Here is a 25,672-nt window from a genome sequence, read left to right on the forward strand (position 1 = left end):
TCCGGTGCCATGAGCCTCCACTCTTACAGCTTAAGGAAAGGAAAAGCTTCGGCAGAGACCCAAGACTATGTGAAATAGCGTTGTGTATTTCGGAATTATCAAACAAACACAATCAAACAATGAACCGCACCGCGCGTACCCTGAGCACTTCCGCACCTACAGAGAAGCGGAAGACCCGCGCTTCACACGGCCATGCAATGGTGAGGAGGCGCGGGTCTTCGGTTCCCTTGGCGTCGAAGGACTAGAAGGTGTAGTCCTCCTCCAGCGGGACGGAAGCGCCGGTGAACTCACCGAAGCCATCGTCGCCGTAGATGGAGTCACCGTAGGTCGGGATGGAGTACGCAGCATTGCGTGCGGCCTCAGTCGGCTTGACGCTGATGTTGCGGTAGCGGGAAATACCCGTACCGGCCGGGATCAGCTTACCGATGATGACGTTCTCCTTCAGACCAATGAGCTGATCCGAGCGCTTGTTGATGGCGGCGTCGGTAAGCACGCGCGTGGTCTCCTGGAAGGAGGCCGCGGACAGCCAGGACTCCGTAGCCAGGGAGGCCTTGGTGATACCCATGATCTCACTGCGCAGCTGAGCCGGCTGGCCGCCCTCAGCAACCTGAGCGGCGTTAACCTGCTTGGCCTCAGAGAGGTCAATGAGGTTGCCCGGCAGCAAGTCGGTGGTACCGGCGTCGATGACCGTACCGCGACGCAGCATCTGGCGGATGATGATCTCGATGTGCTTGTCGTGGATGGCCACACCCTGTGCACGGTAAACGGCCTGAACCTCGTCGATAAGGTGCTTTTCCACGCCGCGGCGACCGAGGACCTCCAGCACGTCGTGCGGATCCGCCGCACCACGCATGAGGCGGTCACCGGTGGTGACATGGTCGCCGTCGCGAAGCGAGCGCTCGATCATGGCGTCCGGGTTGGACTCCATCGGGCGGCGGACCTGAGCCAGGCCCTGGCGCTTCGACAGCTTCTCGTAGACCACGTTGTCGGAACCGTCATCCGGGGTGATGGTCAGGGTCCAGAAGTTGCCCTCATCGGACAGGGACACGGTGCCATCGACAGAGGCGATAGGAGCGCGGTTCTTCGGGTTACGGGCCTCGAAGAGCTCCTGAACACGCGGCAGACCGCCGGTAATATCGCCACCGACACCACCCTGGTGGAAGGTACGCATGGTCAGCTGGGTACCCGGCTCACCAATGGACTGTGCAGCCACGATGCCGACTGCCTCGCCGATATCGACGAGCTTGCCGGAAGCCATGGACTTGCCGTAGCACTTGGCGCAGACACCGGCCGGGGTCTGGCAGGTCAGCACGGAGCGGACCTTGATCTCCAGAACGCCAGCGTTGACGATCTTGCGGCTGAGCTCCTCGGTCAGGTCGGCGCCTGCCTCAGCGATGACCTCGCCGTTTTCATCCTTGACGTCGTTAGCCACGACGCGGCCGGATGCGGAGGTCTCCCACAGCTCGTGCAGGTCGTAGGAACCTTCGGCGATCTCGACGCCGAGCGGAACGCGCACGCCCTGACGGGTGCCACAGTCCTCCTCGCGGACGATGACGTCCTGCGCCACGTCCACCAGACGACGGGTGAGGTAGCCGGAGTCAGCGGTACGCAGAGCGGTATCCGCCAGGCCCTTACGGGAACCGTGCGAGTTGTTGAAGTACTCCAGAACCGACAGGCCTTCACGGAAGGAGGTCTTAATCGGACGTGTGATGTAGTCACCCTTGGAGTTCACAACCATGCCCTTCATGCCGGCCAGGGTCCAGATCTGACGCATGTTACCGGCAGCACCGGACTTCACGATCATCGGAATCGGGTTGTCGTCGGGGTACAGCTCCTCGACGGCGTTACCCACGGTGTCCGTGGCGTCCTTCCACAGCTCAACCAGGCGGTCGTAGCGCTCGCGCTCGGTCAGAGCACCCTGCTCCCAGTACTTGCGCTCGATGCGCTCGGCTTCCTTCTCGTAGGACTCGAGCACCTCGTGCTTGTTCGGGAGGACCAGCACGTCGTGCATGGTGATGGTCACGCCGGAACGGGTGGCCCAGTAGAAGCCAGCGTCCTTCATCTTGTCCAGAACCTGGGCAACGGTGATCATCGGGTACTTCGCGGCGAGGTCATTAATGACGTCACCGAGCAGCATCTTGTTGCCGGCGCCGCCCTTACGGACCATGACGCCCTCAAGGTACGGGTAGTTCCACGGCAGCAGGTCGTTGAACATGATGCGGCCCAGGGTGGTCTCAGCGAGCCAGGCCTGGCCCTTCTGCCAACCATCCGGGAAGTGCTCTGCCTCGATGTCTGCCGGCGGACGCAGGTGGGAGATGCGGACCTTGATCGGGGCCTGCAGGCCAAGAACGCCGCGGTCGCGGGCCATGATGGCCTCCGCGTAGGAGGAGTACACGCCCTGCTCTGGACGATCCTCCGTGGCGGGGCGGTAACGGCCCTCGCCACCGATCTCGTCCTCACCCTTGTCCATGGTGAGGTAGTACAGGCCGGTAACCATATCCAGACGCGGCATAGCCAGCGGCTTACCGGAGGCCGGGGACAGGATGTTGTTGGAAGCCAGCATCAGAACGCGGGCCTCGGCCTGTGCCTCGGCGGACAGCGGCAGGTGGACTGCCATCTGGTCACCGTCGAAGTCGGCGTTGAAAGCCTCACAAGCCAGCGGGTGCAGCTGGATGGCCTTACCTTCGACGAGCTTCGGCTCGAAGGCCTGGATACCCAGGCGGTGCAGGGTCGGTGCACGGTTCAGCATCACCGGGTGCTCGGAAATGGCCTCTTCGAGGACGTCCCACACCTCGGGGCGCTGGCGCTCCACCATGCGCTTGGCGGACTTGATGTTCTGCGCGTAGTCGTTTTCTACCAGGCGCTTCATGACGAAGGGCTTGAACAGCTCCAGAGCCATGAGCTTCGGCAGACCGCACTCGTGCAGCTTGAGCTGCGGGCCGACGATAATCACGGAACGGCCGGAGTAGTCCACGCGCTTACCCAGCAGGTTCTGGCGGAAGCGGCCCTGCTTACCCTTGAGCAGGTCAGACAGGGACTTCAGCGGGCGGTTGCCCGGACCGGTGACCGGACGGCCGCGACGGCCGTTGTCGAAGAGGGCGTCGACGGACTCCTGCAGCATGCGCTTCTCGTTGTTCACGATGATCTCGGGAGCACCGAGGTCGATCATGCGCTTGAGGCGGTTGTTGCGGTTGATCACGCGACGGTAGAGGTCGTTGAGGTCGGAGGTGGCGAAGCGGCCACCGTCCAGCTGCACCATCGGGCGCAGCTCCGGCGGGATCACCGGGATGGCATCGAGCACCATACCGGCCGGGTCATTGCCCGAGCGCAGGAAGGCCGCGACGACCTTCAGGCGCTTCAGGGCACGCATCTTCTTCTGGCCCTTGCCGTTGTTGATGATCTCCTTGAGAACCTCAGCCTCAGCTTCGAGGTCGAAGTTGCGGATGAGGGTCTGGATGGCCTCAGCACCCATGCCGCCGGTGAAGTAATCCTCGTAGCGGTCAACGAGCTCTTCGTAGATGGTCTCATCGATGATCATCTGCTTCGGAGCAAGCTTGATGAAGGTGTTCCAGATTTCGTCGAGGCGAGCAACCTCGCGCTCACCGCGCTCGCGGATGTGCTGCATTTCCTTGTCGGCAGCGTTCTGGACCTTGCGGCGGGCGTCGGCCTTGGCGCCGGCGGCCTCCAGCTCGGCCAGATCCTGCTCGAGCTTGGCAGCGCGCTCAGCGATCTCTGCCTCGACGTCATCCTCCACGTCCTTCTTCTCCAGAAGCATCTCTGCTTCCAGAGTGGACTGGTCATTGTGGCGAGCTTCCTCGTCCACGGAGGTGATGATGTTGGCAGCGAAGTAGATGATGCGCTCAAGGTCCTTCGGAGCCAGGTCCAGCAGGTAGCCCAGGCGGGAAGGAACGCCCTTGAAGTACCAGATGTGGGTAACCGGCGCGGCCAGCTCGATGTGGCCCATGCGCTCACGGCGCACCTTGGACTTGGTCACCTCGACGCCACAGCGCTCACAGATGATGCCCTTGTAGCGCACGCGCTTGTACTTACCGCAGGAGCACTCCCAGTCACGGGTCGGGCCGAAGATGCGCTCACAGAAGAGGCCGTCCTTCTCCGGCTTGAGGGTGCGGTAGTTAATGGTCTCGGGTTTCTTGACCTCGCCCTTGGACCAGCGACGGATGTCCTCGGCCGTGGCCAGCCCGATGCGGAGCTCGTCGAAGAGATTTACGTCAAACACGTAATGTCTCCCTTTCATCCCCCGTCAGGGGGAAGTTGATGGCTTTGTATGTAGGTGGTGTTTCGTTATGCCCGCCGCCAGTAAATGCGGCGGACCAAGAAGCTAGGCGATGTCTGCGTCGGAGCGCTCGTCGCGGGACAGGTTAATGCCCAAGGACGGAGCGCCGTCCATGTCATCATCGTCGGAGCCAGACAGTTCCATCGGGGTGCCGTCGGTGGAGAGAACCTCCACGTTCAGGCACAGGGACTGCAGCTCCTTGAGGAGGACCTTGAAGGACTCCGGAATACCCGGATCCGGGATGTTGTCACCCTTGACGATGGCCTCGTAGACCTTGACGCGGCCGACCACGTCGTCGGACTTGATGGTCAGGAGCTCCTGCAGGGTGTAGGCAGCGCCGTATGCCTGCATTGCCCACACCTCCATCTCACCGAAGCGCTGGCCACCGAACTGTGCCTTACCACCCAGCGGCTGCTGGGTAATCATGGAGTACGGGCCGGTGGAGCGGGCGTGGATCTTCTCGTCGACGAGGTGGTGCAGCTTGAGCATGTACATGTAGCCGACGGAAACCGGGTACATGTACGGCTCGCCGGAGCGGCCGTCGAAGAGGCGGGCCTTACCGTGCTCATCCACCATGACGTCACCATCGCGGTTCGGCTTGGAGGAAGCCAGCAGGCGGGAGATCTCCTCGTTGGTGGCACCGTCGAAGACCGGGGTTGCGGTCAGAGACTCCGGCGGGACGTCGTACAGCTCTTCCGGCAGGGTCTTGAGCAGCTCGGCGTTGGCCGGGTCCTCGGTGTCGATCTTCCAACCGGCGTGTGCCAGCCAGCCGAGGTGAACCTCGAGAACCTGGCCGATGTTCATACGACGCGGCACACCGTGGGTGTTCAGGATGATGTCCACCGGGGTGCCATCCTCCATGAACGGCATATCCTCCGGCGGCAGGATCTTGCCCACAACGCCCTTGTTGCCGTGGCGGCCGGCGAGCTTATCGCCGTCCTGGATCTTGCGCTTCTGAGCCACGTAGACGCGGATCATTTCGTTGACGCCCGGGGCTAGGTCGTCGTCATCCTCGCGGGAGAAGCGGGAGACGCCGATGACCTTACCGGTCTCACCGTGCGGCACCTTCATGGAGGTATCGCGGACCTCGCGGGCCTTCTCACCGAAGATGGCGCGCAGGAGGCGCTCCTCCGGGGTCAGCTCGGTCTCACCCTTCGGGGTGACCTTACCAACGAGGATGTCGCCCGCGCGGACGTCGGCGCCGATGCGGACGATGCCGCGCTCGTCGAGGTCACGCAGAACGTCATCGGAGACGTTCGGGATCTCGCGGGTGATCTCCTCCGGGCCCAGCTTGGTATCGCGAGCATCGATCTCGTGCTCCTCGATGTGAATCGAGGTGAGGATGTCCTCCTCCACGATGCGCTGGTTGAGGATGATGGCGTCCTCGTAGTTGTGGCCTTCCCACGGCATGAAGGCAACCAGCAGGTTGCGGCCGAGGGACATCTCACCGTTGTGGGTACCGGGGCCGTCGGCAAGCACCTGGCCTGCCTCGACGCGCTCACCCAGGGAGACCAACGGGGTCTGGTTGTAGTTGGTGTTCTGGTTGGTGCGTTCGAACTTGCGCAGCATGTAAGTATCGCGCTGGCCCTCGTCATCCATGATGGTGATGAGGTCCGCGGTGACGTTCTCCACCACGCCCGCCTTCGGGGTGATGATGAGGTCACCAGCATCGTAGGCAGCGCGCTGCTCCATACCGGTGCCCACGTACGGGGCCTCGGAGCGAACCAGCGGCACGGCCTGGCGCTGCATGTTCGCGCCCATGAGGGCACGGTTAGCGTCGTCGTGCTCGAGGAACGGAATCATGGCGGTAGCCACGGAGACCATCTGGCGCGGGGAAACGTCAACGTAGTCAACGCCGGCGGCGTCGGTCACGCCGATATCGCCGTCCTTGAGGCGGACCTCGATGCGGTCGCCGGTCAGGGTGCCGTCGGCAGCCTTCTCAACCTCGGCCTGCGCGATGGCGTAGCGATCCTCTTCATCGGCGGTGAGGTACTCCACCTGGTCGGTGACCTTGCCGTCCACAACCTTGCGGTACGGGGTCTCGATGAAGCCGAAAGCGTTGACGCGGGCATAGGAAGCCAGGGAACCGATCAGACCAATGTTCGGACCCTCAGGGGTCTCAATCGGGCACATGCGGCCGTAGTGCGAAGCGTGAACGTCTCGCACCTCGATGCCGGCGCGCTCACGGGACAGACCGCCCGGGCCCAGCGCGGACAGGCGGCGCTTGTGGGTCAGACCGGACAGGGAGTTGTTCTGGTCCATGAACTGCGAGAGCTGGGAGGTACCGAAGAACTCGCGGATGGCGGCGGAGACCGGGCGGACGTTAATCAGGGAGGTCGGGGTAATCGACTCCGCGTCCTGGGTGGTCATGCGCTCGCGGACGACGCGCTCCATGCGGGACAGGCCCACGCGGACCTGGTTCTGGATGAGCTCGCCCACGGTGCGCAGACGACGGTTACCAAAGTGGTCGATGTCGTCGGTGTGGATGGCGATCATCTCACCGTTCGGGGCCTTCATCTCACGCTCACCGGCGTGCAGGCGCACGAGGTACTCGAGGGTGACGGCGATGTCTTCCTCGGTCAGGGTCATCAGACCGTCGTGGTCACCGCCCAGGCCGAGCTTGCGGTTGACCTTGTAGCGGCCAACCTTGGCCAGGTCGTAGCGCTTGGCGCGGAAGAAGGAGTTATCCAGCAGTGCCTGCGCGAGGTCGCGCGTGGGCTGCTCGCCCGGGCGCTGCTTGCGGTAGATCTCCAGCAGAGCCTCGTCGGTGTTGGCCACGCCATCGGACTCGAGGGTGGACATCATGAGCTCGGAGAAGCCGAAGCGCTCCTTGATCTGCTCCTCGGACCAACCCAGGGCCTTGAGCAGCACGGTGACCGGCTGGCGACGCTTGCGGTCGATGCGCACGCCAACGGTGTCGCGCTTGTCGACGTCAAACTCGAGCCACGCACCGCGGGAAGGAATGACCTTCACGGAGTGCAGCGGGCGCTCGGTGGACTTGTCGATGGTCTGGTCGAAGTACACACCCGGGGAACGCACGAGCTGCGAGACGATAACGCGCTCGGTGCCGTTGACGATGAAGGTGCCCTTCTCAGTCATCATCGGGAAATCGCCGATGAAGACGGTCTGGGACTTAATCTCCTGGGTGTCGTTGTTGATGAATTCTGCGGTGACGTACAGTGGCGCCGAGTAGTTGATGTCCTTCTCTTTGCACTCGTCCACGGTGTTCTTCACCGGCTCGAAGCGAGGCTCCGACAGGGACAGGGACATGTTGCCCGAGTAATCCTGGATCGGAGAAAGCTCCTCGAGGATATCCTCAAGGCCGCTCGTCACGCGTGCGTCTTCGCCGCGCTCTGCCTGCTCGCGCTCGCGCCACTCGGGGGTGCCGATGAGCCACGCGTAAGAATCGAGTTGTAGATCAAGGAGGCCCGGGACAGCGATGGGCTCGCTGATTTTAGCGAAGGAGTATCGCTTCGGGGCTCCAGGGATGTTGGCCACTGACTTGGTCTGGCGGGAGACTGCCAAGATGGGTCCTTCCAGTACCTCTGGCGGATTGCCTCCCCACCCTGGCCGGTGAGGTGCAAAACCGCTGGTAGATTTAGCATTCGGTCTGCTGTGGAACGACTGGGTTTAGAATGCACAAAATCACCTTGTCAAGTCGGTTTTGCCATCACCGCTCGAAAGGCTAAATGTGCACTAAAGATCCAGATTCCAGCGCAACGAAATAGCCTATAGCATAATGGCGGCCTTGTAAAGGCGAAACGTGCCGCCGGCGTGTCGCTTCGGAGATCCGCAGGCGCGGACCTCTAGCACACGCGGCTAGCGGGTGTGGCGGTTGGTGGGACGGCGAAAAGCGCCCAGCGCCCCAAGCAGCACCAGAAGCGCGCCAATGCCAAGGCCACCCCAGCGCACCCACTGCCCCACAGCACTCCGCGGGAAGCGCTCAGCTTGCTGGAGCATCTCCGCGCGGGATTCCTCATCAGTTGCACCATTGAAGGCGAACTGCACCTCGCGCTCATTGCCCTCGCGGTCTGCCCAGTAGTCCTTGATATCGACATCCATGCCCACGACGAGTCCGGTGGCCTGGTCCACGAAGAGGTCCCGCGTTGCTGCGTGGAAGAGGTAGCCTTGCTCGGTGGAGCCGTCCTCATTGCTCAGCGTGGTGGTCGTGCTACCGGCATAGAGGGTGGCCACGTTGGTGGGCTCCACTTCCTGGTGGTAACGGTAGACCGTGCGACCGTCGATATCGAGGGATTCCTCGAAGACGGCGTCGGCCGCCTTGCGCAGCACCGGGTCGAAAACCGGGTAGGTGGTCTGCTCAGCATTGGCGGGCAGCTTCAGCCAGTAGCCCTCGACGGGAACTTCCGCCGTGGGCGAGCCCATAGTGTGGGAGAGCGCCGCCGGTCCCGTGGCCTCACCGCTGAGACGATCGACGGGATAGTTCCACACGCGGGCAAAGCTCAAGTCCTCCACGTTGCCCGTGCCGCCGCGGATGGCGGACTCCCCCACTCGCAGCGTTGCGGTGTCCTTGTCCGCCGGATCCTGGATATCCATGTTGAGCTGATACGTCATCGGCCCCTCGTACTGCGTAACGCCCTCTGCGGACAGCGCCTGCGCGGTGGCGCTGTCATCCTGCATCGTCCACGTGGTGTCCTTGATATCCAGCGGCAAGCGCGGGCTAAAGCTCAAGAAGCTCGACGCCGCCAGGCCGGCAGCGATCAGCGCAACGCCGAGGCCAAGCAGGAGGACGGAGAAGATGCGGGACTTGGGCAGCATGGTGGCTTATCCTACCGATTCGTTTGTTCAAAACACATTTCCCCGGAGGGTGCGTTTCAGTTTTACGCAGCTACGGTGAGACTGCACCGACCCCGAAGTGAGCGCAAGTCAACTGATTCTATGAGTGAGAGTCGACTTCTTCTTTGTGATTCCACGGCACGATGGCGCTGACATCAGTGGTCTGGCGAGCTTTCCACAGATCGTATTCCTCTTGGAGTCCGAGCCAGAACTCCGCGGAATTCCCAAAGTAAGCCGACAAACGCAAAGCCATATCGGCACTGATCCCGAGCGCCCCGCGGGTAATTTTGGAAACTTGGGAACGGGTAGTGCCAATGTCACTGGCCAGGCGATACTGGGTTATTCCGCAGGGCTTGAGGAATTCTAGGAGAAGGATCTCTCCGGGATGCGGAACGGGAACAACATCAACATGAGCGCGTGCTTCAGTGGTAGTCGATAAAGTCAACGTCAACAGCTCCTTCGGGTGTCCACTTGAATATGATGCGCCACTGCGAGTTGACGCGAATTGAGTAGTAGCCTTCAAGGTCACCCTTGAGCCGCTCCAACCGGTTTGCTGGTGGAATCCGAAGGTCCGTGACATTTACAGACCGCCCAATCATAAGTAACTTGCGGCGCACTACTGAACGCAATTCCGATGGAATATATCGCGGCGGCACACCATCCTGATGGAACCGCTCGAGACTTCTACGCCGAAACTGCACACCCCAATAGTGTCTCTTTTTGACCCTAGTGTCAAGACCTGACACGCAATCCTTAGAATCCGCCGGACCCATCAAAACGGGAACAACCCCGCACCGCGTAAAAGCGGAACGGGGTTGTTGGCGCGCAGCGAGAGTGCTGCGCGGGAAAGCTGAGTAATTCAGGTGAATTACTTGAGCTCGACGGAAGCGCCAGCCTCTTCGAGCTTAGCCTTAGCAGCCTCAGCGTCGTCCTTGGAAGCACCCTCGAGGATAGCCTTCGGAGCGGACTCAACGAGCTCCTTAGCTTCCTTCAGGCCCAGGCCGGAGACGATCTCGCGGACAGCCTTAATAACGCCGATCTTCTTAGCGCCAGCGTCGGTCAGAACGACGTCGAACTCGGTCTTCTCTTCCTCAGCAGCACCGCCGGCAGCCGGGGCACCAGCAGCAACGGCAGCAACCGGAGCAGCGGCCTCAACGTCGAAGACCTCCTCGAATTCCTTAACGAACTCGGAGAGCTCGATGAGGGTCATTTCCTTGAAAGCTTCAATGAGCTCGTCCTTGGTGAGCTTAGCCATGATTGGCATCCTTTCTCATTGTGCCTGGCCGCGCTAAGCGGCCAGAAAAGTGTGTGTGTTTAAGTTGTGCGCCTTTAGTTGGCGTCTTAAGCTTCCGCAGCCTTCTTGTCCTGCAGGGCCGCAGCGGTGCGGACCATCTTGGTTGCAGGAGCGTTGAATACGGCGGCAGCCTTTGCCATAGAACCCTTCATGGCGCCAGCCAGCTTTGCGAGGGTGGTCTCGCGGTTGTCCAGCTTGGCGATGGCCTCAACCTGGTCGGCAGACAGAGCGTTGCCGTCCATGTAGCCACCCTTGATAACGAGTGCCTTGTTGTCATCAGCGAACTTGGTGATGACCTTCGCAGCATCCACTGCCTCGCCCTTGATGAACGCAATAGCGGTCGGGCCAGTCAGGTGCTCGTCAAGACCCTCGATGCCAGCTTCGTTGGCAGCGATCTTGAAAAGGGTGTTCTTGGCGACGGAGTACTCAACGTCAAAGCCGAGGTTGTTACGCAGCTCCTGGAGCTGACCCACGGTCAGGCCACGGTACTCGGTAAGCACGATGGAGTTTGCACCCTCGAGCTTCTCCTTCAGTGCCGCCAGGTCTGCGGTGTTCTTCGGGTTTGCCATTTTCTACTTCGCCTCCTTTCGAAACATCTCTTGTGTTTTCCGCCGGGGCCTTTCCCACCTCGGTTGTCGTTAACGACAACCGAAATAACAAAAGCCCCGTGCAAGAGCACAGGGCGCGCGCGGTAATCCGCGCTCATTCGCAAAGTGTCTCCTGCGTGGGCCGCCCTCTAGGATGAGGAACCTTCGATCCGGATATCCGGATGACCGACGGTCTTCGGTGAACTTTGACTCGGCCTCAGCGGGCCGTTCAAACTTCGCTAGGTACTTTACAACCCGACCTGCCACAACTCCAAATCGCTCTCTGAGAGCCATCTACTCGGGTTCCTGTATGAGCGTTGTCAGCCTCTGAGCACCCCACGCGGAACGATGACGGGGGCGTCGCTTCGCGGGTCATCCCAGATCTCGACGTCGATGCCATAGGCAGCCGCCAGCACTTCTTTCTTCAACGCCTGTTGAGGAGTTCCCTGCGCGATGACCTCGCCGTTGTTCATGACCACCATGGTGTCGGAGTACTGGCCGGCCAGCATGAGATCGTGCAACACGACGACGACCGTTTTCCCGGCATCGGCCTGTTTGCGCACGAGCTCTAAAACGCTGATGGCATGGGCTGGATCGAGGAAGGTTGTGGGTTCGTCGAGTAGCAGCACCGGCGTGTCCTGCGCCAAGGCCAGCGCTAGCCAGACCCGCTGGCGCTGGCCGCCCGAGAGCGCCGCGATGTCACGGTCGATGAAGTCAGTAATACCAGTCTCCACGCAGGCCTGTGCGATGATGTCGCGGTCCTTCGCGGACAGGCCCCGACTACGGCCCAGGTGCGGGTAGCGCCCGCGCGCGACGAGCTCGCCCACCCGCAGCCCATCCGGTGCCATCGGCTGCTGCGGAAGAAGCGCCACGTGGGCAGCTGCTTCTTTCGGGCTCATAGCGTGCACGTCCAGCTCGCCGATGCGCACGCTCCCCTGCCGCGGGCGAAGAACCTTAGACAAGGTCTTCAGCAACGTGGACTTGCCGCAACCATTCGGTCCAATGAGCGTGGTGACCTCCCCCGGGCGGGCCACCAAGTCAACACTCGACAGGATGTCTTCCCCATCCTTATAGCCAGCATGAATACCAGTGGCCGTAATTTCTCTGTCTTTCACTCGCTTTTATCCTCTCCGCCGTGCGGCATTCCACACCAAGATGACCAGGGCGCACCCTCCGATGATGGAGGAGACTGCACCCACCGGAGCGTCCATCGGCAACGCTCCAGCAATGACAGCGCACGCGCTCAACAAGGCAGCGCCTGCAGCACAGGAGACCAGTGGCACAGGCGTGGGCGTCCGGGCAACAATGCGCCCCACATGCGGGGCCAGAAGCGCGATGAAACCAATGGGACCGGCCACGGATACGGTCACCGCGCAGATGCCCGTAGCTGCCACCAGCAGCAGCGCCCGTGTTCGCGTGATGTTGACCCCGAGGGAAAGGGCCGAGAGATCATCATGCGCAAGGAGCGGCAGCTCCCGAGCACACCACAGGCCAAGCACCACAAAAGGAGTCAACCCCACGAGCAAAGGAAGAATGACCTCCATCCGCACGAAACCCGTGGTGCCCGCCAGCCACAGCTGCGATTGCGCCGCGCGGAGGAGCTCAGCTGCGCGCAAGAGATACGCCACCAGCGCTTGAAACAGCAGGGAGAGCGCGATTCCGACGATGACGATGCGGTTGCTCGTGCCGATTCCCCCAAGTGCCACCAGCAGGATGGCCGCTAGCACCGCACCCAACAGCGCGAGTCCGGCCCGCCACCAGAACATGGAGAGCCCGTCGGCAAGCAGCGGCCGGGAGACTACCGTTCCGAGGACCACCATGACGGACGCGCCACCAGTCACGCCAAGAATGTCGGGCGAGGCCAGCGGATTGCGCGACATTGATTGCGTCCACGACCCCGCCAGTCCGAGCGCGGCACCCACGATGAGGGTCGCTAGCGCTACCGGCATGCGCAGATCCCAGACAACACGGATTTCGCTTCGGCTTCCGCCGCCGTTGAGGATCTCCAGGACCCGCCCCGGGCTCAAGTCCACGGGTCCTTGACCCAGCAGGAGGACATAGGAGCTTGCTGCGACCAGAACAAAGAAGCAGGTCGCTGCCCATATCCATGTCCGGCGCTGCCGCTCTTGGGAACGCAGATGCTTGGCGACGTCCCCCTTCACCCGCCCATTCATAGCTTGTGCTCCCCACGGTGTACGGCCCAAATGAGAAATGGTGCGCCAACAAAGGCCAAGACGATGGACATCTCCAGCTCAGAGGGGCCCGCGATGAGGCGGCCCAGAATATCTGCAGCGAGTACGGAGCAACCACCGAGCAATGCGGCAGGAGCAATCATCGCGGTAACTTCTGGCCCCGTGAACCGACGCAGCAGATGGGGGATGGCGAATCCGACAAAGGCAATGGGCCCCGTCGCCGCGGTAGCGCATCCCGCTAGGACAACGATGCTCAAGGCAGCACCGCGCCGCGCCAGCGTGGGAGAACCACCTAGAGCAACCGAGGATTCCTCCCCCATTGCCAGAAGATCGAGCGGGCGCGCGACACGTGCGGCGATGATAAACCCGATGAACAATCCGGCACCCCCGATGGCGACGTCTTCTGGGCCGCGCCCAAACGTGGAGCCAATGGTCCACCGGCGCATGCTGTCGAGGACATCCGTGGAGTACAGGCCGATCAACATGGCGCTAGAGCTCAAGGCAGCAGCAACACCTGCGCCGACCAAGACCAGCGTCAGGGGATCCTGAAACCTGCGGGACACACCCAGCACTAATGCTGTGGCCAGGCCGGCGCCTACGAGGGCGAGCGCTGTCCGCATCCCGGTTGAGGTGGCGACACCTAGCGCCGTCCCGAGGGCAACCAGGAACGAAGCTCCCGCGGTGATACCGATGAAGCCCGGATCCGCCAAGGGGTTTCTAGTCCAGGACTGGGCGATTACACCCGATACCGCGATTGCTGCTCCCGCGAAGTAGGCCACGAACGTGCGGGGGATACGCAAATCCCACACGATGTTCTCGATATCTGCTTCGCCTCCGCGGAGGAGGGCAGACACCAGATCCGGCAACGGAATAGCCCTCGAGCCAACCGCCAATGAGCACAGCAAAAGGAGGAAGGTCGACACAACCAGGGCCGTGGTGAGCAGTGCGCGGCTTCTCCCCCGCGAATCCAGTGCGTCTGCCTTGCCACGGCGTTGCGGGTACGCAACGCCGTGGATAGCGTCAGCCTTCCTCGGTAGTGCGAGCACTTAGAGCTGCTCTTCGAACTTGTTGACGGCCCACGGGATCGTCAGCGGGTTCGGCACGCTCATCGCATTGCCGGTGTCCGTGTCGAGGTAGCGGACGCGTCCATCCTTGACCACGTCCAGGCCTTGGAATGTGGAATCCTTCTTGAGTTCATCGACCGCACCGTTGTAATCCAAGACGAACAGATAGTCCACATTGTTGAGCTGGGAGTAGTTTTCCGGGGCATAGTCCACGAAGAAGCTGGAACCATCACCCTGCAGTTCCTTGGGGATCTCAAAGCCGAGGTCTTCGATGAACTGGCCACGGCCGTCTTCTGCCGTGTAGAGGCCCAGCTTCCCGTCATAGGGCATGAGGATGGCTGCGCGCTTGCCCTGCAGCTCCGGGTGGGAGTCCTTGAACTGCTCAAAGGCGCCCTCTGCTTGGTCAATGAGCTTCTCCCCCTCCTCTTCCTTATCCAAGGCAGAGGCGATGGTCTTGACTTGCTCATCCCAGGGGATCTGCCAGTCCTCGAAACCTTCGGGCTTCACGGTCAGCGGGGCGATATCCTCGAGGGATTTCTTCGCCTCCTGATCCACTGCCTGGTTCACGGCGATGATCTGTGTGGGGTCCGAGGCAGTGACCTGCTCTAGAACCTCGGCCGTGAAACCGGAGGCGGTGTTATAGATCACCTCGGGCTGGGCATCTCCCAAAAGCTCCTTCGCCCATGGGCCAACTCCGGAGGGATCACCATCCCCTTTCGCACCCCAGGGGGCCACAGCAACCGGAGTGATTCCGAGTGCCAGCACGGTATCGGCATCACCGAGCCCCAGGCTGGCAACGCGCACCTCCTCAGCACTGTCCGCACCCGCGCTGTCCTCGCCACTTCCGCGGGAGCACCCCGCTAAAGCAATCGCTGCCGCTGAGACAATAGCGAGCACGGTTTTCGCGCGCCGGTGGATAGCAACCATGGAATAAACCTTTCCTTCAACGGGAGCGAGCATGCAAGCATTCGCACCCCTAACTTATTTGAAGCTAGCCTAACCTGTACGTTATGATGGTTTCAAATTTGACCTCTACCTAGGATCAATTCCCTTGACGCATCACCGCTTATTGCCCGTCACCCTCACCGGGAACACCCGCCTCAAGCCGCGGCTGCACCGTTTAACTTTTCACTCGCCGGCTTTTAGTGACTACCCCTTAGCCGGGCCTGACGAGTATTTTGGGCTCCTCATGCCCCAAGACGAGCAGGATTTTTCGCCCTTCCCGGTCGACGATACCAATGTTCGTGCCGCCGTCACCCGATTGCCCGACGACATTCGCCCAGCATTGCGCTGGTACACAATTCGCAAGCTCAACCAAGAAGCGTGCACCATCGATGTCGACGTGGTGACCCATGGCGATAATGGCCCGGGCTCACGCTGGATCCTCAATGCCCAACCCGGGGATACCGCCGGAATATATACCGGGCAAGCACTGTGGCAGGCCCCTAGGAAGTCACAACTGTTACTCGCAGATGCCTCTGCCCTACCGGCGCTGTGGCACATCCTCGAGCACTACGAAGCCTTCTCACCGGAAACCTTGGGTGCAGTCGACGTCGTTGCCATGATCACAGACGACGCTGAAGTTGAAGACGGCTTGGAGGAGACGTGGCGCGGCAAGGTCCGCTCACTCACCATGGTCCTGGCTCCACATGACGAACACTGCACACGCGCCAGACAACTTCTCGGCTCCCGTTTCACCGCGGATACAGCGCCGGATTCGGTGTGGGTATCCGGCGAAGGGGACCTGGCCAAAGCAGTGCGCTCGATAGCCGTGCATGACTGGGGTGTGCCGCGCGAAGACGTCATCTGGTCCGTGTACTGGATGAAGGGCAAGCCGCGGCCTTAAAGCGGACTTCGCACGCATCTAATCCTTTTAACCGGCAGCGGATAGCCGGTGAATAACTCGGTGCGCTGCCACATGGTTCCCATCAGAAGGTTTCCGTCAGGAGGTTTCAGTCAGAAGGTTCACCTGCCCCCAAACGAACCTTCTTCGCTCCTCCATATGGTTTGTTTGCCCCCAAGAAAACCTTTTGACTAGAACCATCTACATCCAGCGTCCGCGTTTGCCCTAGGCCTGATGCATCTCCGCTTAAGTCCACGGCGTGGAGTACCTGACTTGGGTTACACAGTACAACGCGGGCCCCGGTGAAATCCGGAACCCGCGTTGTAAGGGGTCTTGTTTATCAGGCGGTTTCTCACGCCGCCCGCCCTGCAAGACTCAGGGTGTTCTCTCTATCTCTCATGCGCCTCTCTCAAACGCACAAGAATTAGTATGCAGCACTTTCCTTGAAAGGCCATCGTACTTAGCTGCCAATTACCTGTCAGAAAGATATCCGGCCGTGACCTGCATAAACAAAAGAGAGAAAGCGCGAAAAAGGCCCCAGCTCATCCAAGAGCCGGGGCCTAAAATTCGTTTACACAGACAACACTAGTCGGTGTAGTTCTTCTCCACGGAAGCATCGACCGGGATGCCCGGGCCGGAGGTAGTGGAGATGGTGATCTTCTTGGCATAGATGCCCTTAGCGGAGGACGGCTTCAGGCGAATGATCTCGTCGTACAGCGCGCCGTAGTTCTCAGCCAGCTTCTCAGCGTCGAAGGAAGCCTTGCCGATGATGGCGTGCAGGTTGGAAGCCTTGTCAACGCGGAAGGAGATCTTACCGCCCTTGACGTCAGCAACAGCCTTGGTCACGTCGGCGGTCACGGTGCCGGTCTTCGGGTTCGGCATGAGACCACGCGGGCCCAGCACGCGTGCAACGCGGCCAACCTTGGCCATCTGATCCGGGGTGGCGATAGCAACGTCGAAGTCGATGTTGCCCTCGTTGATGGCAGCGATCAGCTCTTCGGTGCCCACGATGTCGGCGCCAGCAGCCTTAGCGGCCTCAGCGTTGTCACCCTCAGCGAAGACGGCCACGCGGACGTCCTTACCGGTGCCGTGCGGGAGGGAGACGGTGCCACGAACCAGCTGGTCAGCCTTACGCGGGTCAACGCCCAGGCGGAAGACAACGTCGACAGTAGCGTCGAAGCTCTTGGAGGAGGTCTCCTTGGCCAGCTTGGCGGCCTCGATCGGACGGTACAGGCGAGAGCGGTCTACCAGCTCAGCGGCAGCCTTGTATGCCTTGGACTTGGTGCTCATAAGTGCAATTCCTTTTCTTGGATTGATGTGGTGATAGCGGGCCGAAGCTGGCCCTGCCACGCGCGATACAGAACGTATCGCGCATTAAATCGAATTTTTACTTAGCCGGGACGCCGTCAACGGTGATGCCCATGGAGCGAGCGGTACCAGCGATGATGCGGGCGCCGTTCTCAATGTCGCGAGCGTTGAGGTCCTCGAACTTGGTCTGTGCAATCTCCTTGCACTGATCCCAGGTCACGGAGCCAACCTTGTCGGTGTGCGGAACGCCAGAGCCCTTCTTGATGCCAGCAGCCTTGAGCAGGAGCTTCGCTGCCGGCGGGGTCTTCAGCTTGAAGTCGAAGGAGCGGTCCTCGTAGACGGTGATCTCCACCGGCACGACGTTGCCGCGCTGGGACTCGGTCGCAGCGTTGTAGGCCTTGCAGAACTCCATGATGTTGACGCCGTGGGCACCGAGTGCCGGGCCGACCGGCGGAGCCGGGTTAGCAGCGCCTGCCTCGATCTGGAGCTTGATCAGGCCAGTGACCTTCTTCTTGGGAGCCATCGAATTACCTCTTTCCTGTGGTACCGGAGTGCCGCCACGATGAATAACAGCGCCCCGTCCGGATGCTCACGCATTGTGGGCCACCGGAGGATGAACGTTTCAAGATGCGCAAAAGCGCACGGCGTTCAAGTTTAGAACACCGTGCGCCCAGCTCAAAATCGCTTTTTAGGAGATGCGCTCGATCTCCGTCGGGGACAGCTCCACCGGGGTCTCGCGGCCGAAGATGGACACCAGGCCCTGCATCTTGCCGGTCTCCGGGTCAATCTCGGAGATGGTGGCGGAGACGGAAGCCAGCGGGCCAGACAGGATGGTGACGGCCTCGCCCACCTCGAAGTCGTGCGCGTAGGCCTTGGCGGCCTCCTTCTCCGGCATAGCCACGACCTGCTCGCCTTCGGAATCTGCTGCGGAAGCTTCTGGAGAGACCGTCGGATCGTTCGGCATGAGGAACTTAGCCACGTCGCGGATCTTGACCGGGGTGGCGTTACCTTCGTTGCCCACGAAGGAGGTCACGCCCGGGGTATCGCGAACGACGGACCAGGCAGCGTCATTAAGCTCCATGCGCACCAGCACGTAGCCCGGCAGCAGCTTGCGCTTAACTACCTTCTTCTTGCCGTCCTTCTTTTCAATGGCCTGTTCGACCGGCACAACGACCTCAAAGATGGAGTCCTCAACCTCGAGGGTCTGTGCACGCATATCGAGGTTGGTCTTTACCTTGTTCTCGTAACCGGAGTAGCACTGGATGATGTACCACTGGCCAGGCTGCTTCTTCAGCTCGCGGGTAAAGGCGCGCAGGCGGGACTTGTACTCAGCGTCGGCTGCTGCGGCGGCGTCCGCGTCAGCGCTTGCCGACGCCTCCCCTGCGCCCTCGCCTTCAGCCTCAGCCTCGTCCGTGCCGCCACCGAGGGCGGCTTCGGCGGCCTTGGTAGCAGCTTCCTTCTCGGCGGCTTCCTTCTCCTCTGCGGAGAGCTCCTCCTGCGGCTGCTGGGCCTCCTCGGTAGCCTCGACCGCCTCCGCGGCCTGTTCCTGGACGTTATCGATCATGGCCTGCTCAAGGGAAGTGCCAGTGTTTTCTTCGCTCATTGTCTGCTACTCCAAATTGGTAATTATTCTTCTCGTCCCCACCAGGGTACTCGGCCGGACTTGGGCAAAAAGTATCCCGCCGTTTCCCCTAGTCGAGCTAGCGGGAAGGCGGCGGGATGAAAGTATGTAATTAGTTTACTAAGGCGCGAGGATTGCTTCAACTCCGAGACCGGTCAGCGCGTCCACACCCCACACCAGAGCGGTGAGGACGATAAGGAAGGCGAAGGTCACCAGAACGTACTGAACCATTTCCTTGCCGGTCGGCCAGACAACCTTCTTGAGCTCGGAGGCAACCTCACCCGGGAAGGAACCAACAGATCCGCCGAAGGAATCTTCCTTCTTGTCCTCGACGCGCACGACGCGCTTGTCAGTGTAGGAATCGGTAGAGGTGGTCGCTGCGCCAGAGAGCTGACGCTTGCCGGTTGGGCGCGGAGCCCCGGTGCTCGGCTGCTTTTCATCGCTCACGGCGATTCCCTCCTTGGAAGTGATGTGGCAGGGGCGACAGGACTCGAACCTGCAACCTACGGTTTTGGAGACCGTTGCGCTACCAATTGCGCCACGCCCCTTTGCGTGCCCTTTTGGGACAACGCACAACCCTACCAGAACGCCGATTCCCTTTGGAAACCACGTGCCGCGCAAGGCTGGGAGTCGGTAGTGAAAAAGCGCCCAGATGCGGGCGCTTTTCTTTCCCGGTAGCGATGGCGAGAATTGAACTCGCGACACAGCGATTATGAGTCGCTTGCTCTACCACTGAGCTACACCGCCATATTCACTTTCTGAAAGCTTCCAGAAACATGAATGGAGCCCCCTGACAGAATCGAACTGTCGACCTTTTCCTTACCATGGAAACGCTCTGCCGACTGAGCTAAGGGGGCACAGCCTCTTTGAGTCACGGAGTTTCTTCCGCTGTGCTCTCGTTGAAGCCTTGAAAAGATTAACCCGAAACGCTTAAATAACACAAATCGCCAGTACGACAAGGGTTTTTGCGCACTTTTCAGGCACCTAAACTCACACGCATCACCCTTGCACCACTCTCGCGGTAGACCACCCCCACTCCAGGCGCGCCAAATCCAGCTATTGTTGATGTATCAAATACTTTATGTGCTCTAGGGAGGACACATGAGCTCTGGTACCCAGAAACAGACACCGAAGGACTGGGCCGGCGACGCCCAGAATGCCTCGACGGACGGCGAATTCAAGCGAGACACCAACTACATCGGTGACCGCATCCTCGCCTCAGTCACTGGTGACAATCCACAGCCCTCCGTGAGTGGCAGTGGCGAGACTTTGGACTGGCCGGTGCAGCCCCACCGCTACCGTCTCATCGCCGCGCGCGCTTGCCCGTGGGCACACCGCGCCGTCATCGTGCGGCGCCTGTTGGGACTGGAAAATGTCATCTCCTCAGGCTTGGCGGGCCCGACCCACGACAAGCGCTCCTGGACTTTTGATCTCGACCCCGACGGGCTCGACCCAGTCCTGCGCATCCCCCGCCTGCAGGATGCGTATTTCGCACGCTTCCCTGACTACCCGCGAGGCATCACGGTGCCAGCCATCGTGGAGGAATCCAGCGGCAAAGTCGTGACCAATGATTTCAACTCCATGGTGCGAGACTTCCAAACCGAGTGGACCGAGTACCAGCGAGAAGGCGCGCCCAACCTGCTGCCGCCGGCCGAGCAGCAGGAGGAGATGGAAGAAATTAACGACTTCATCTTCAGGAAACTCAACAACGGCGTGTATCGCGCGGGATTCTCCGCATCCCAGGAGGCTTATGAAGAGGCCTATGCGGATGTCTTTGAGGTCCTCGATTGGCTGGAAGAGCGACTAGCCCACCGCCGGTTCATCATGGGTGAGCACATCACCGAGACCGATATCCGGGCATACACCACCCTGATCCGCTTTGATGCCGTCTACCACGGCCACTTCAAGACGAACCGGAACAAAATCAGCGAGATGCCGAATGTCTACGGCTACCTGCGCGAACTCTTCCAGACCCCGGGCTTCGGCGATACCACCGACTTCACGGAGATCAAGCAGCACTACTACATCGTCCACCGCGAAATTAATCCCACCCAAATCGTGCCGGCCGGTCCGGATCTGTCTGGGTTGGCCCAGCCTCACGGCCGCGATCATCTGCCGGGTGCACCATTCGCCGAAGGCACTACCCTGCCGGGTCCGTTGCCTGAGGCCGAGCGGTTAAAGAACCCCACGGACTTCCAGCGATAGCGATAAGAAAATCCCGCAGACGCATCTTTGCGTCTGCGGGATTCATTTTGTGCCAGGTAGAAGATTCGAACTTCTGAAGGCAATGCCGGCGGATTTACAGTCCGCTCCCTTTGGCCGCTCGGGCAACCTGGCATGCACTCTTGAGTGCGGTTATGTACTTTACTATGAACTCCCGCCTAACATGCAAATCGCCAGGCAGGAGGACCTTTTATCCCACGCGCTGAACGGTATAGTCCGCCAGCTGGCGCAGGGCCTCACTAGCCGTACACTCCGGCAGCAGGGAGAGCTGGTCTTCCACCACGCGGAGGTAGGCGTTGACGTCGGCCAGCGCCTTATCGCGGCCACCCGACTGCCACAGCAGCTCGATGGCGCGCTGTACGGAGGCGTCGTCTTCAAGCGGGCCCGTCAGCAGCGCACGCAGCTCATCGCCAACCTCGCCTTCCTCCTCCAAGGCATAAAGCACCGGCAGGGTGAACACACCCTCACGCAGGTCCGTGCCCGGGGTCTTCCCGGATTCTTCGGAGTCAGAGAAGATGTCGATGACATCGTCGACGATCTGGAAGATCATGCCCACGGCCGCGCCGATCTGGCGCAGAGCCTCACACTGCTCCGGGCCCGCACCTGCGTGGTAGGCACCCAGGTAGCCGGCGGATGCGATCAGCACCGCGGTCTTTTCCCGGATCACCGCCGTGTAGTGCTCCACGGCATTGGCTTCGCCAGCACCGATGGTTTCCCGCATCTGGCCGGTGACAAGCTCCTCGAAAGTCTCCGCGAAGTGCTCCACCGTGTGGGTGTCCAGCTGGCTCATCAGCCGCGAGGCGTGCGCGAGCAGTGCATCGCCCGCCAGAATGGCCACCGAGTTGGTCCACCGAAAGTTCGCGGAATCCACGCCGCGGCGGCGCTCCGCCTCATCCATGACATCGTCGTGGTAGAGCGTGGCCACGTGGACCATTTCCACCACGGTGGCCGCCTTAATCACCTCGGGCGATTGCGAGCGTTCACCAAACTCGGAAGCCAGCAACGCCATCATCGGGCGGAAACGCTTGCCCCCGGCCAGGGAGAGGTGGCGCACCTTGTCTTTAATGAAGTCCTGCCCGCGGTCGAGCTCCGTATTCAGCAGGTCCTCTACAGCAGCCATCCCGGCGTTGATACGCTCGGTGAGCTGCGCATCCCCCAAGTCCACGTGCTTGGCGTGAGTTTGGCCGTGTGACATTAAACGTGTTCCTTTAAGCTCAAAAATCCTAGTGTTTACTTACCGTAGCCCATGGCACGGCCCTCAACACACTTGTGGCCACTATCCCGTGCAATGATAGTCCCCATGTCGGAGCAGATCGATTCCACCCTTGTTGACGTCGCCATCGTAGGTGCCGGGCCCGCTGGCGCTGCCGCCGCTATCCACGCCGCACGCGCCGGCCATGAGACGCTGCTTGTCGACGCCTCCCCCTTCCCCCGCGACAAGACCTGCGGCGATGGACTGACCCCGCGCGCCATGCACCAGTTGGAGCTCCTCGGCATCGAGGTCAACGCGTCCTACCGCAACCGCGGGCTCAAGCTACACGGCTTCGGCGGCACCGTGACCGCTCCGTGGCCTGAGGCCTACCCCTCGCACGAAGGCACGGCGCTGCCGCGCTATGAATTCGACGCGCTGCTGGTTGACGCCGCCCGAGACGTCGGCGCGCAGCTTATAACCGGCACGGCAACGCAGCCGGAGCTGGACGGCAACAGGCTGGTCGAGTTCTCCGTCGGCAAGCGCCGCGTGCGCGCCCGGTGGGTCATCGTGGCTGACGGCGTGCGCTCGACGTTTGGCAAGCAGCTGGGCCGCACCTGGCACCGCGAGGAGGTCTATGGCATCGCCGCGCGCGCCTATGCCGATTCACCACAGGACGGCGAGGAGTGGATGCACTCCCACGTTGAGCTCAAGGACCCCGAGGGCGTGGTGCAGCCGGGCTATGGCTGGATCTTTCCGCTGGGCCAGGGGGTCAACATCGGCTTGGGCGCGCTCTCCACGGCCGCCCGCCCGGCCCGTCTCAACACGAAGAAGGCGCTGGATTTCTACGCTGAGCAGCAGCGTTCGGAGTGGGGCCTGGGCGAGCTGCGCAACGTCACCTCGGCGATGCTGCCCATGGGTGGTGCGGTGTCTGGAGTTGCCGGCGCGAACTGGATGCTCATCGGTGACGCTGCGGCATGTGTTAACCCCCTCAACGGCGAGGGCATCGACTATGGCTTGGAAACGGCAGCACTCGCCGTGGAGATGCTCGGTACCAAGGACCTCACCTTGGCGTGGCCCGACCGCCTGCGCGCCGAGTATGGCGAGGCCTTCCTGCTCGCCCGCACCGCAGCGCGCCTGCTGACCTACCCACAATTCCTGCCGCTGGCCGGACCTGTGGCCATGCGCGGGCCGGTGGGCCGCATGCTCATGCCGGCTGCAGCGCGCCTCATGGGCAACCTCATCACCGAGGAGGACAAGGACCTGCTTGCCCGCGCCTGGCGGCTGGCCGGCGGGGCGGTCTCCGCGCTGCGCCGCGATACTCCCCTTTGGTCCTGAGCCCTTTGGCCTTAGGGCCCCTAGGCGGGCTTCACTGCGGAGTGCAGCGCCACGATGCCGAAGGTCAGGTTGCGCCAGCCCGCCTGTTCCCAGCCGTTGCGGTTAATGGCAGCGGCCAGTTCGTGCTGCTCCGGCCACGCACGGATGGACTCTGCGAGGTAGATATAGGCCTCCGGGTTGGAGGAGACCACCTTGGCAATCGGCGGCAGCAAGCGGGTCAGGTATTCCTTGTAGACGGTGCCGAAGACCGGGATGACCGGCTTGGAAAATTCCGCTACTGCCAGGCGCCCGCCGGGTTTGGTCACGCGCGCCATCTCCCGCAGGCCCAGCTCGAAGTCGTGGATATTGCGCAAGCCATAGGAAATGGTCACCGCGTCAAAAGTGTTATCCGCAAAGGGTAGGCGCATTCCATCGCCGGCCACCTTGGGTACATCGCGCTCCGCGCCAGCTGCAAGCATGCCGAGGGAAAAGTCACAGGCCACGCACCACGCGCCGGACTTGGACAGCTCTTCCGTCGAGACGGCCGTTCCGGCAGCCAAGTCGAGGACCTTCTCCCCCGGCTTCAGGTTGAGCCGCTCGCGGGTCAGCCGGCGCCAGCGTGCATCCTGACCAAAGGACAGCACCGTGTTGGTGATGTCGTATTTCTTGCCCACCGCGTCAAACATGCGCGCGACATCGAAGGGCTTCTTCTCCAGATCTGCCTTAGACACAAGCGCCTAGTTTAGGCGACGCGCGCTCCCAGAGCGCGGGCGGCCCAACGCGGCAGCTCCGGACGCTGGCCCAAAATGGTCAGCGGGACCTCACGGACATTCTCCAAAACCTCGTCGTAGTAGCCCAGCAGCTGCTCGCACAACGCCGGCCAGGTCTTGGAGGCAATCGACTTCCGGGCGTTCTCCCGCAACTCCTGGTGAATCTCCGGGTTGAGCAGCGCGTCCACCGCATTGGGGAGGTCCTCGACGAACGTTGAAACGTCGAGAAGCAGCCCGTTATAGCCCTCCTCGATGAGGTCCACCGGGCCGCCCGCGCGGGGGCCGATGGTGGGCACGCCCGAGGCCTGAGCCTCCTGGATAGCCTGGCAGAAGGTCTCGAACTCGCCGGCGTGCACGAAAATGTCGAGGCTTGCATATGCGGCTGCGAGCTCCTCGCCACCCAGCGCCCCGGTAAAGACCGCCTCCGGCAGCTGCGCCTCCAGCAGCGGGCGCTCTGGGCCATCACCCACAATCACGAGCTGGATATCCTCACGATCATTGAGCGCGGAAAGGCGGTGCACGCCTTTTTCCGCGGCCAACCGGCCCACGAAGCCGACGATCTTCTTGCTTCCTGTGGGATCCCACTCGCGGCGCAGCGCCTCCGAGCGCTTCGAGGGGTGGAAGCGCTCCGAATCCACGCCGCGGCCCCAGTGACGCACGTTCTTGATGTGGTGCTTCTCCAAGTCGGCGATGGTCAGTGAGGAGGGCGCGAGAGTCATTTGGCACGCATTGTGGATGGTGCGCAGCCACTCCCACACCCCATAGGCCAGCGCGGAGGCGTGGTACTTGGTGGCAAAGCCTGCCACATCAGTCTGGTACAACGCCACGGCCGGAATACGTTGTTGGCGGGCGGAAAAGGCCCCCGCAGCGCCCAGCACGAAGGGACTGGCCAGGTGGATGATGTCCGGCTTGAATTCTCGTAGCGCCTCATCCACAGCGGAGGTGGGAACGCCGACTGGGAGCGAATCCACTAACGGCACGCGCACGGTGGGCACGCGCACGATGGTGAACCCGAGGTAATCAGGGATCTCCTCCTGTCCATCCCGAGCGCCGGGGGCGATGACGATGGCCTCGTGGCCGTGCTCGTGGAGGTGCTCGAGGACACGCAGCACGGAGTTGGTCACTCCATTGACGTTAGGCAAGAAGGATTCCGCGACGATGGCAACACGCATGCGC

The 25,672-nt window shown here is 61.7% G+C and carries 20 protein-coding genes, 4 tRNA genes and 1 pseudogene; 3 read left to right on the plus strand and 22 right to left on the minus strand.

Annotated elements, in window-relative coordinates; all coding sequences use genetic code 11:
- Positions 1 to 241: 241 nt before the first annotated feature.
- The 11 genes and pseudogenes from QP999_RS01780 to QP999_RS01830 form a co-directional block, all read right to left on the minus strand.
- Positions 242 to 4,237: a DNA-directed RNA polymerase subunit beta' gene (locus QP999_RS01780; protein ID WP_070520942.1), complete on the minus strand. Its 3,996-nt coding sequence runs from the start codon at positions 4,235 to 4,237 to the stop codon at positions 242 to 244.
- A gap of 102 nt (positions 4,238 to 4,339) precedes the next feature.
- A complete protein-coding gene (gene rpoB / locus QP999_RS01785; protein WP_070520944.1) occupies positions 4,340 to 7,819 on the minus strand; it encodes a DNA-directed RNA polymerase subunit beta in 3,480 nt (1,159 codons plus the stop codon).
- A 294-nt stretch (positions 7,820 to 8,113) separates the two neighbouring features.
- The gene (gene pgfA / locus QP999_RS01790; protein ID WP_070562630.1) at positions 8,114 to 9,070 is read right to left on the minus strand and encodes a cell envelope lipid trafficking protein PgfA; all 957 of its coding nucleotides are present in this window, start codon (positions 9,068 to 9,070) and stop codon (positions 8,114 to 8,116) included.
- Between the two features lie 118 nt (positions 9,071 to 9,188).
- Positions 9,189 to 9,533 carry a HigA family addiction module antitoxin gene (locus QP999_RS01795; protein ID WP_350309525.1) on the minus strand — a complete coding sequence of 115 codons (345 nt, stop codon included), beginning with the start codon at positions 9,531 to 9,533 and terminating at the stop codon, positions 9,189 to 9,191.
- Entirely contained in the window at positions 9,511 to 9,861 is a 351-nt protein-coding gene (locus tag QP999_RS01800; RefSeq protein WP_284847539.1) for a type II toxin-antitoxin system RelE/ParE family toxin, read from the minus strand. The genes QP999_RS01795 and QP999_RS01800 overlap by 23 nt, the downstream gene beginning before the upstream one ends.
- A 95-nt stretch (positions 9,862 to 9,956) precedes the next feature.
- Positions 9,957 to 10,343 carry a 50S ribosomal protein L7/L12 gene (gene rplL / locus QP999_RS01805; RefSeq protein ID WP_070520955.1) on the minus strand — a complete coding sequence of 129 codons (387 nt, stop codon included), beginning with the start codon at positions 10,341 to 10,343 and terminating at the stop codon, positions 9,957 to 9,959.
- A gap of 86 nt (positions 10,344 to 10,429) precedes the next feature.
- Positions 10,430 to 10,951, minus strand: coding sequence for a 50S ribosomal protein L10 (gene rplJ, locus QP999_RS01810; RefSeq protein ID WP_010189711.1), 522 nt, complete (start codon positions 10,949 to 10,951; stop codon positions 10,430 to 10,432).
- A gap of 338 nt (positions 10,952 to 11,289) precedes the next feature.
- Positions 11,290 to 12,006, minus strand: a pseudogene (locus tag QP999_RS01815) (ABC transporter ATP-binding protein); the annotation flags it as partial.
- 84 nt (positions 12,007 to 12,090) lie between these two features.
- On the minus strand, positions 12,091 to 13,143 hold the full coding sequence (locus tag QP999_RS01820; protein WP_049154832.1) for a FecCD family ABC transporter permease: 1,053 nt from the start codon (positions 13,141 to 13,143) through the stop codon (positions 12,091 to 12,093).
- A complete protein-coding gene (locus tag QP999_RS01825; RefSeq protein ID WP_080975070.1) occupies positions 13,140 to 14,207 on the minus strand; it encodes a FecCD family ABC transporter permease in 1,068 nt (355 codons plus the stop codon). Before QP999_RS01825 ends, QP999_RS01820 begins: the two co-directional genes overlap by 4 nt.
- Positions 14,208 to 15,152, minus strand: a complete 945-nt coding sequence (locus QP999_RS01830) for an ABC transporter substrate-binding protein (protein WP_046647765.1) — start codon at positions 15,150 to 15,152, stop codon at positions 14,208 to 14,210.
- A gap of 142 nt (positions 15,153 to 15,294) precedes the next feature.
- On the opposite strand from QP999_RS01830, the gene QP999_RS01835 reads away from it, so the two are divergent.
- The gene (locus tag QP999_RS01835; RefSeq protein ID WP_230308972.1) at positions 15,295 to 16,071 is read left to right on the plus strand and encodes a siderophore-interacting protein; all 777 of its coding nucleotides are present in this window, start codon (positions 15,295 to 15,297) and stop codon (positions 16,069 to 16,071) included.
- A 582-nt stretch (positions 16,072 to 16,653) separates the two neighbouring features.
- Here QP999_RS01835 and rplA read toward each other — a convergent pair.
- The 7 genes from rplA to QP999_RS01870 form a co-directional block, all read right to left on the minus strand.
- A complete protein-coding gene (gene rplA / locus QP999_RS01840; protein ID WP_284847540.1) occupies positions 16,654 to 17,358 on the minus strand; it encodes a 50S ribosomal protein L1 in 705 nt (234 codons plus the stop codon).
- Positions 17,359 to 17,455: 97 nt separating this feature from the next.
- Positions 17,456 to 17,899 carry a 50S ribosomal protein L11 gene (rplK, locus tag QP999_RS01845; RefSeq protein ID WP_010189723.1) on the minus strand — a complete coding sequence of 148 codons (444 nt, stop codon included), beginning with the start codon at positions 17,897 to 17,899 and terminating at the stop codon, positions 17,456 to 17,458.
- A gap of 165 nt (positions 17,900 to 18,064) precedes the next feature.
- Positions 18,065 to 18,979 carry a transcription termination/antitermination protein NusG gene (nusG, locus tag QP999_RS01850; RefSeq protein WP_049154835.1) on the minus strand — a complete coding sequence of 305 codons (915 nt, stop codon included), beginning with the start codon at positions 18,977 to 18,979 and terminating at the stop codon, positions 18,065 to 18,067.
- 138 nt (positions 18,980 to 19,117) lie between these two features.
- A complete protein-coding gene (gene secE / locus QP999_RS01855) occupies positions 19,118 to 19,444 on the minus strand; it encodes a preprotein translocase subunit SecE (protein ID WP_284847541.1) in 327 nt (108 codons plus the stop codon).
- 25 nt (positions 19,445 to 19,469) lie between these two features.
- Positions 19,470 to 19,545 (minus strand) — tRNA-Trp (locus QP999_RS01860).
- A 127-nt stretch (positions 19,546 to 19,672) separates the two neighbouring features.
- Positions 19,673 to 19,744 (minus strand) — tRNA-Met (locus tag QP999_RS01865).
- 34 nt (positions 19,745 to 19,778) lie between these two features.
- A tRNA-Thr gene (locus QP999_RS01870) sits at positions 19,779 to 19,854 on the minus strand.
- 244 nt (positions 19,855 to 20,098) lie between these two features.
- Between QP999_RS01870 and QP999_RS01875 the strand changes: the two genes are divergently transcribed.
- Positions 20,099 to 21,202 (plus strand): glutathione S-transferase C-terminal domain-containing protein, encoded by a 1,104-nt coding sequence (locus QP999_RS01875; protein ID WP_284847542.1) that lies wholly within the window; start codon positions 20,099 to 20,101, stop codon positions 21,200 to 21,202.
- 50 nt (positions 21,203 to 21,252) lie between these two features.
- On the opposite strand, the gene QP999_RS01880 is transcribed toward QP999_RS01875, so the two are convergent.
- A tRNA-Tyr gene (locus tag QP999_RS01880) sits at positions 21,253 to 21,334 on the minus strand.
- Between the two features lie 76 nt (positions 21,335 to 21,410).
- Entirely contained in the window at positions 21,411 to 22,415 is a 1,005-nt protein-coding gene (locus tag QP999_RS01885; RefSeq protein WP_046647769.1) for a polyprenyl synthetase family protein, read from the minus strand.
- Between the two features lie 93 nt (positions 22,416 to 22,508).
- Here QP999_RS01885 and QP999_RS01890 point away from each other — a divergent pair, with 93 nt between their 5' ends.
- Positions 22,509 to 23,747: a geranylgeranyl reductase family protein gene (locus QP999_RS01890; protein ID WP_284847543.1), complete on the plus strand. Its 1,239-nt coding sequence runs from the start codon at positions 22,509 to 22,511 to the stop codon at positions 23,745 to 23,747.
- Positions 23,748 to 23,767: 20 nt separating this feature from the next.
- Here the strand turns inward: QP999_RS01890 and QP999_RS01895 are convergent, their stop codons facing one another.
- Complete coding sequence (locus QP999_RS01895) at positions 23,768 to 24,457, minus strand: demethylmenaquinone methyltransferase (RefSeq protein ID WP_046647771.1); 690 nt, start codon at positions 24,455 to 24,457, stop codon at positions 23,768 to 23,770.
- A gap of 11 nt (positions 24,458 to 24,468) precedes the next feature.
- Positions 24,469 to 25,668: a glycosyltransferase family 4 protein gene (locus tag QP999_RS01900; protein WP_046647903.1), complete on the minus strand. Its 1,200-nt coding sequence runs from the start codon at positions 25,666 to 25,668 to the stop codon at positions 24,469 to 24,471.
- Between the last annotated feature and the right edge of the window lie 4 nt (positions 25,669 to 25,672).

Source organism: Corynebacterium sp. MSK004 (genome assembly GCF_030232515.1).
GTDB classification, from domain to species: domain Bacteria; phylum Actinomycetota; class Actinomycetes; order Mycobacteriales; family Mycobacteriaceae; genus Corynebacterium; species Corynebacterium hesseae.

What these genes read in the sequence shown, in the direction of transcription:
- pgfA (WP_070562630.1), bottom strand. Translation starts at nt 9,070, where the DNA reads ATGCTGCCCAAGTCCCGCATCTTCTCCGTCCTCCTGCTTGGCCTCGGC.
- QP999_RS01800 (WP_284847539.1), bottom strand. Translation starts at nt 9,861, where the DNA reads ATGGGTCCGGCGGATTCTAAGGATTGCGTGTCAGGTCTTGACACTAGG.
- rplL (WP_070520955.1), bottom strand. Translation starts at nt 10,343, where the DNA reads ATGGCTAAGCTCACCAAGGACGAGCTCATTGAAGCTTTCAAGGAAATG.
- rplJ (WP_010189711.1), bottom strand. Translation starts at nt 10,951, where the DNA reads ATGGCAAACCCGAAGAACACCGCAGACCTGGCGGCACTGAAGGAGAAG.
- QP999_RS01820 (WP_049154832.1), bottom strand. Translation starts at nt 13,143, where the DNA reads ATGAATGGGCGGGTGAAGGGGGACGTCGCCAAGCATCTGCGTTCCCAA.
- QP999_RS01830 (WP_046647765.1), bottom strand. Translation starts at nt 15,152, where the DNA reads ATGGTTGCTATCCACCGGCGCGCGAAAACCGTGCTCGCTATTGTCTCA.
- rplA (WP_284847540.1), bottom strand. Translation starts at nt 17,358, where the DNA reads ATGAGCACCAAGTCCAAGGCATACAAGGCTGCCGCTGAGCTGGTAGAC.
- rplK (WP_010189723.1), bottom strand. Translation starts at nt 17,899, where the DNA reads ATGGCTCCCAAGAAGAAGGTCACTGGCCTGATCAAGCTCCAGATCGAG.
- nusG (WP_049154835.1), bottom strand. Translation starts at nt 18,979, where the DNA reads ATGAGCGAAGAAAACACTGGCACTTCCCTTGAGCAGGCCATGATCGAT.
- QP999_RS01875 (WP_284847542.1), top strand. Translation starts at nt 20,099, where the DNA reads ATGAGCTCTGGTACCCAGAAACAGACACCGAAGGACTGGGCCGGCGAC.
- QP999_RS01885 (WP_046647769.1), bottom strand. Translation starts at nt 22,415, where the DNA reads ATGTCACACGGCCAAACTCACGCCAAGCACGTGGACTTGGGGGATGCG.
- QP999_RS01890 (WP_284847543.1), top strand. Translation starts at nt 22,509, where the DNA reads ATGATAGTCCCCATGTCGGAGCAGATCGATTCCACCCTTGTTGACGTC.
- QP999_RS01900 (WP_046647903.1), bottom strand. Translation starts at nt 25,668, where the DNA reads ATGCGTGTTGCCATCGTCGCGGAATCCTTCTTGCCTAACGTCAATGGA.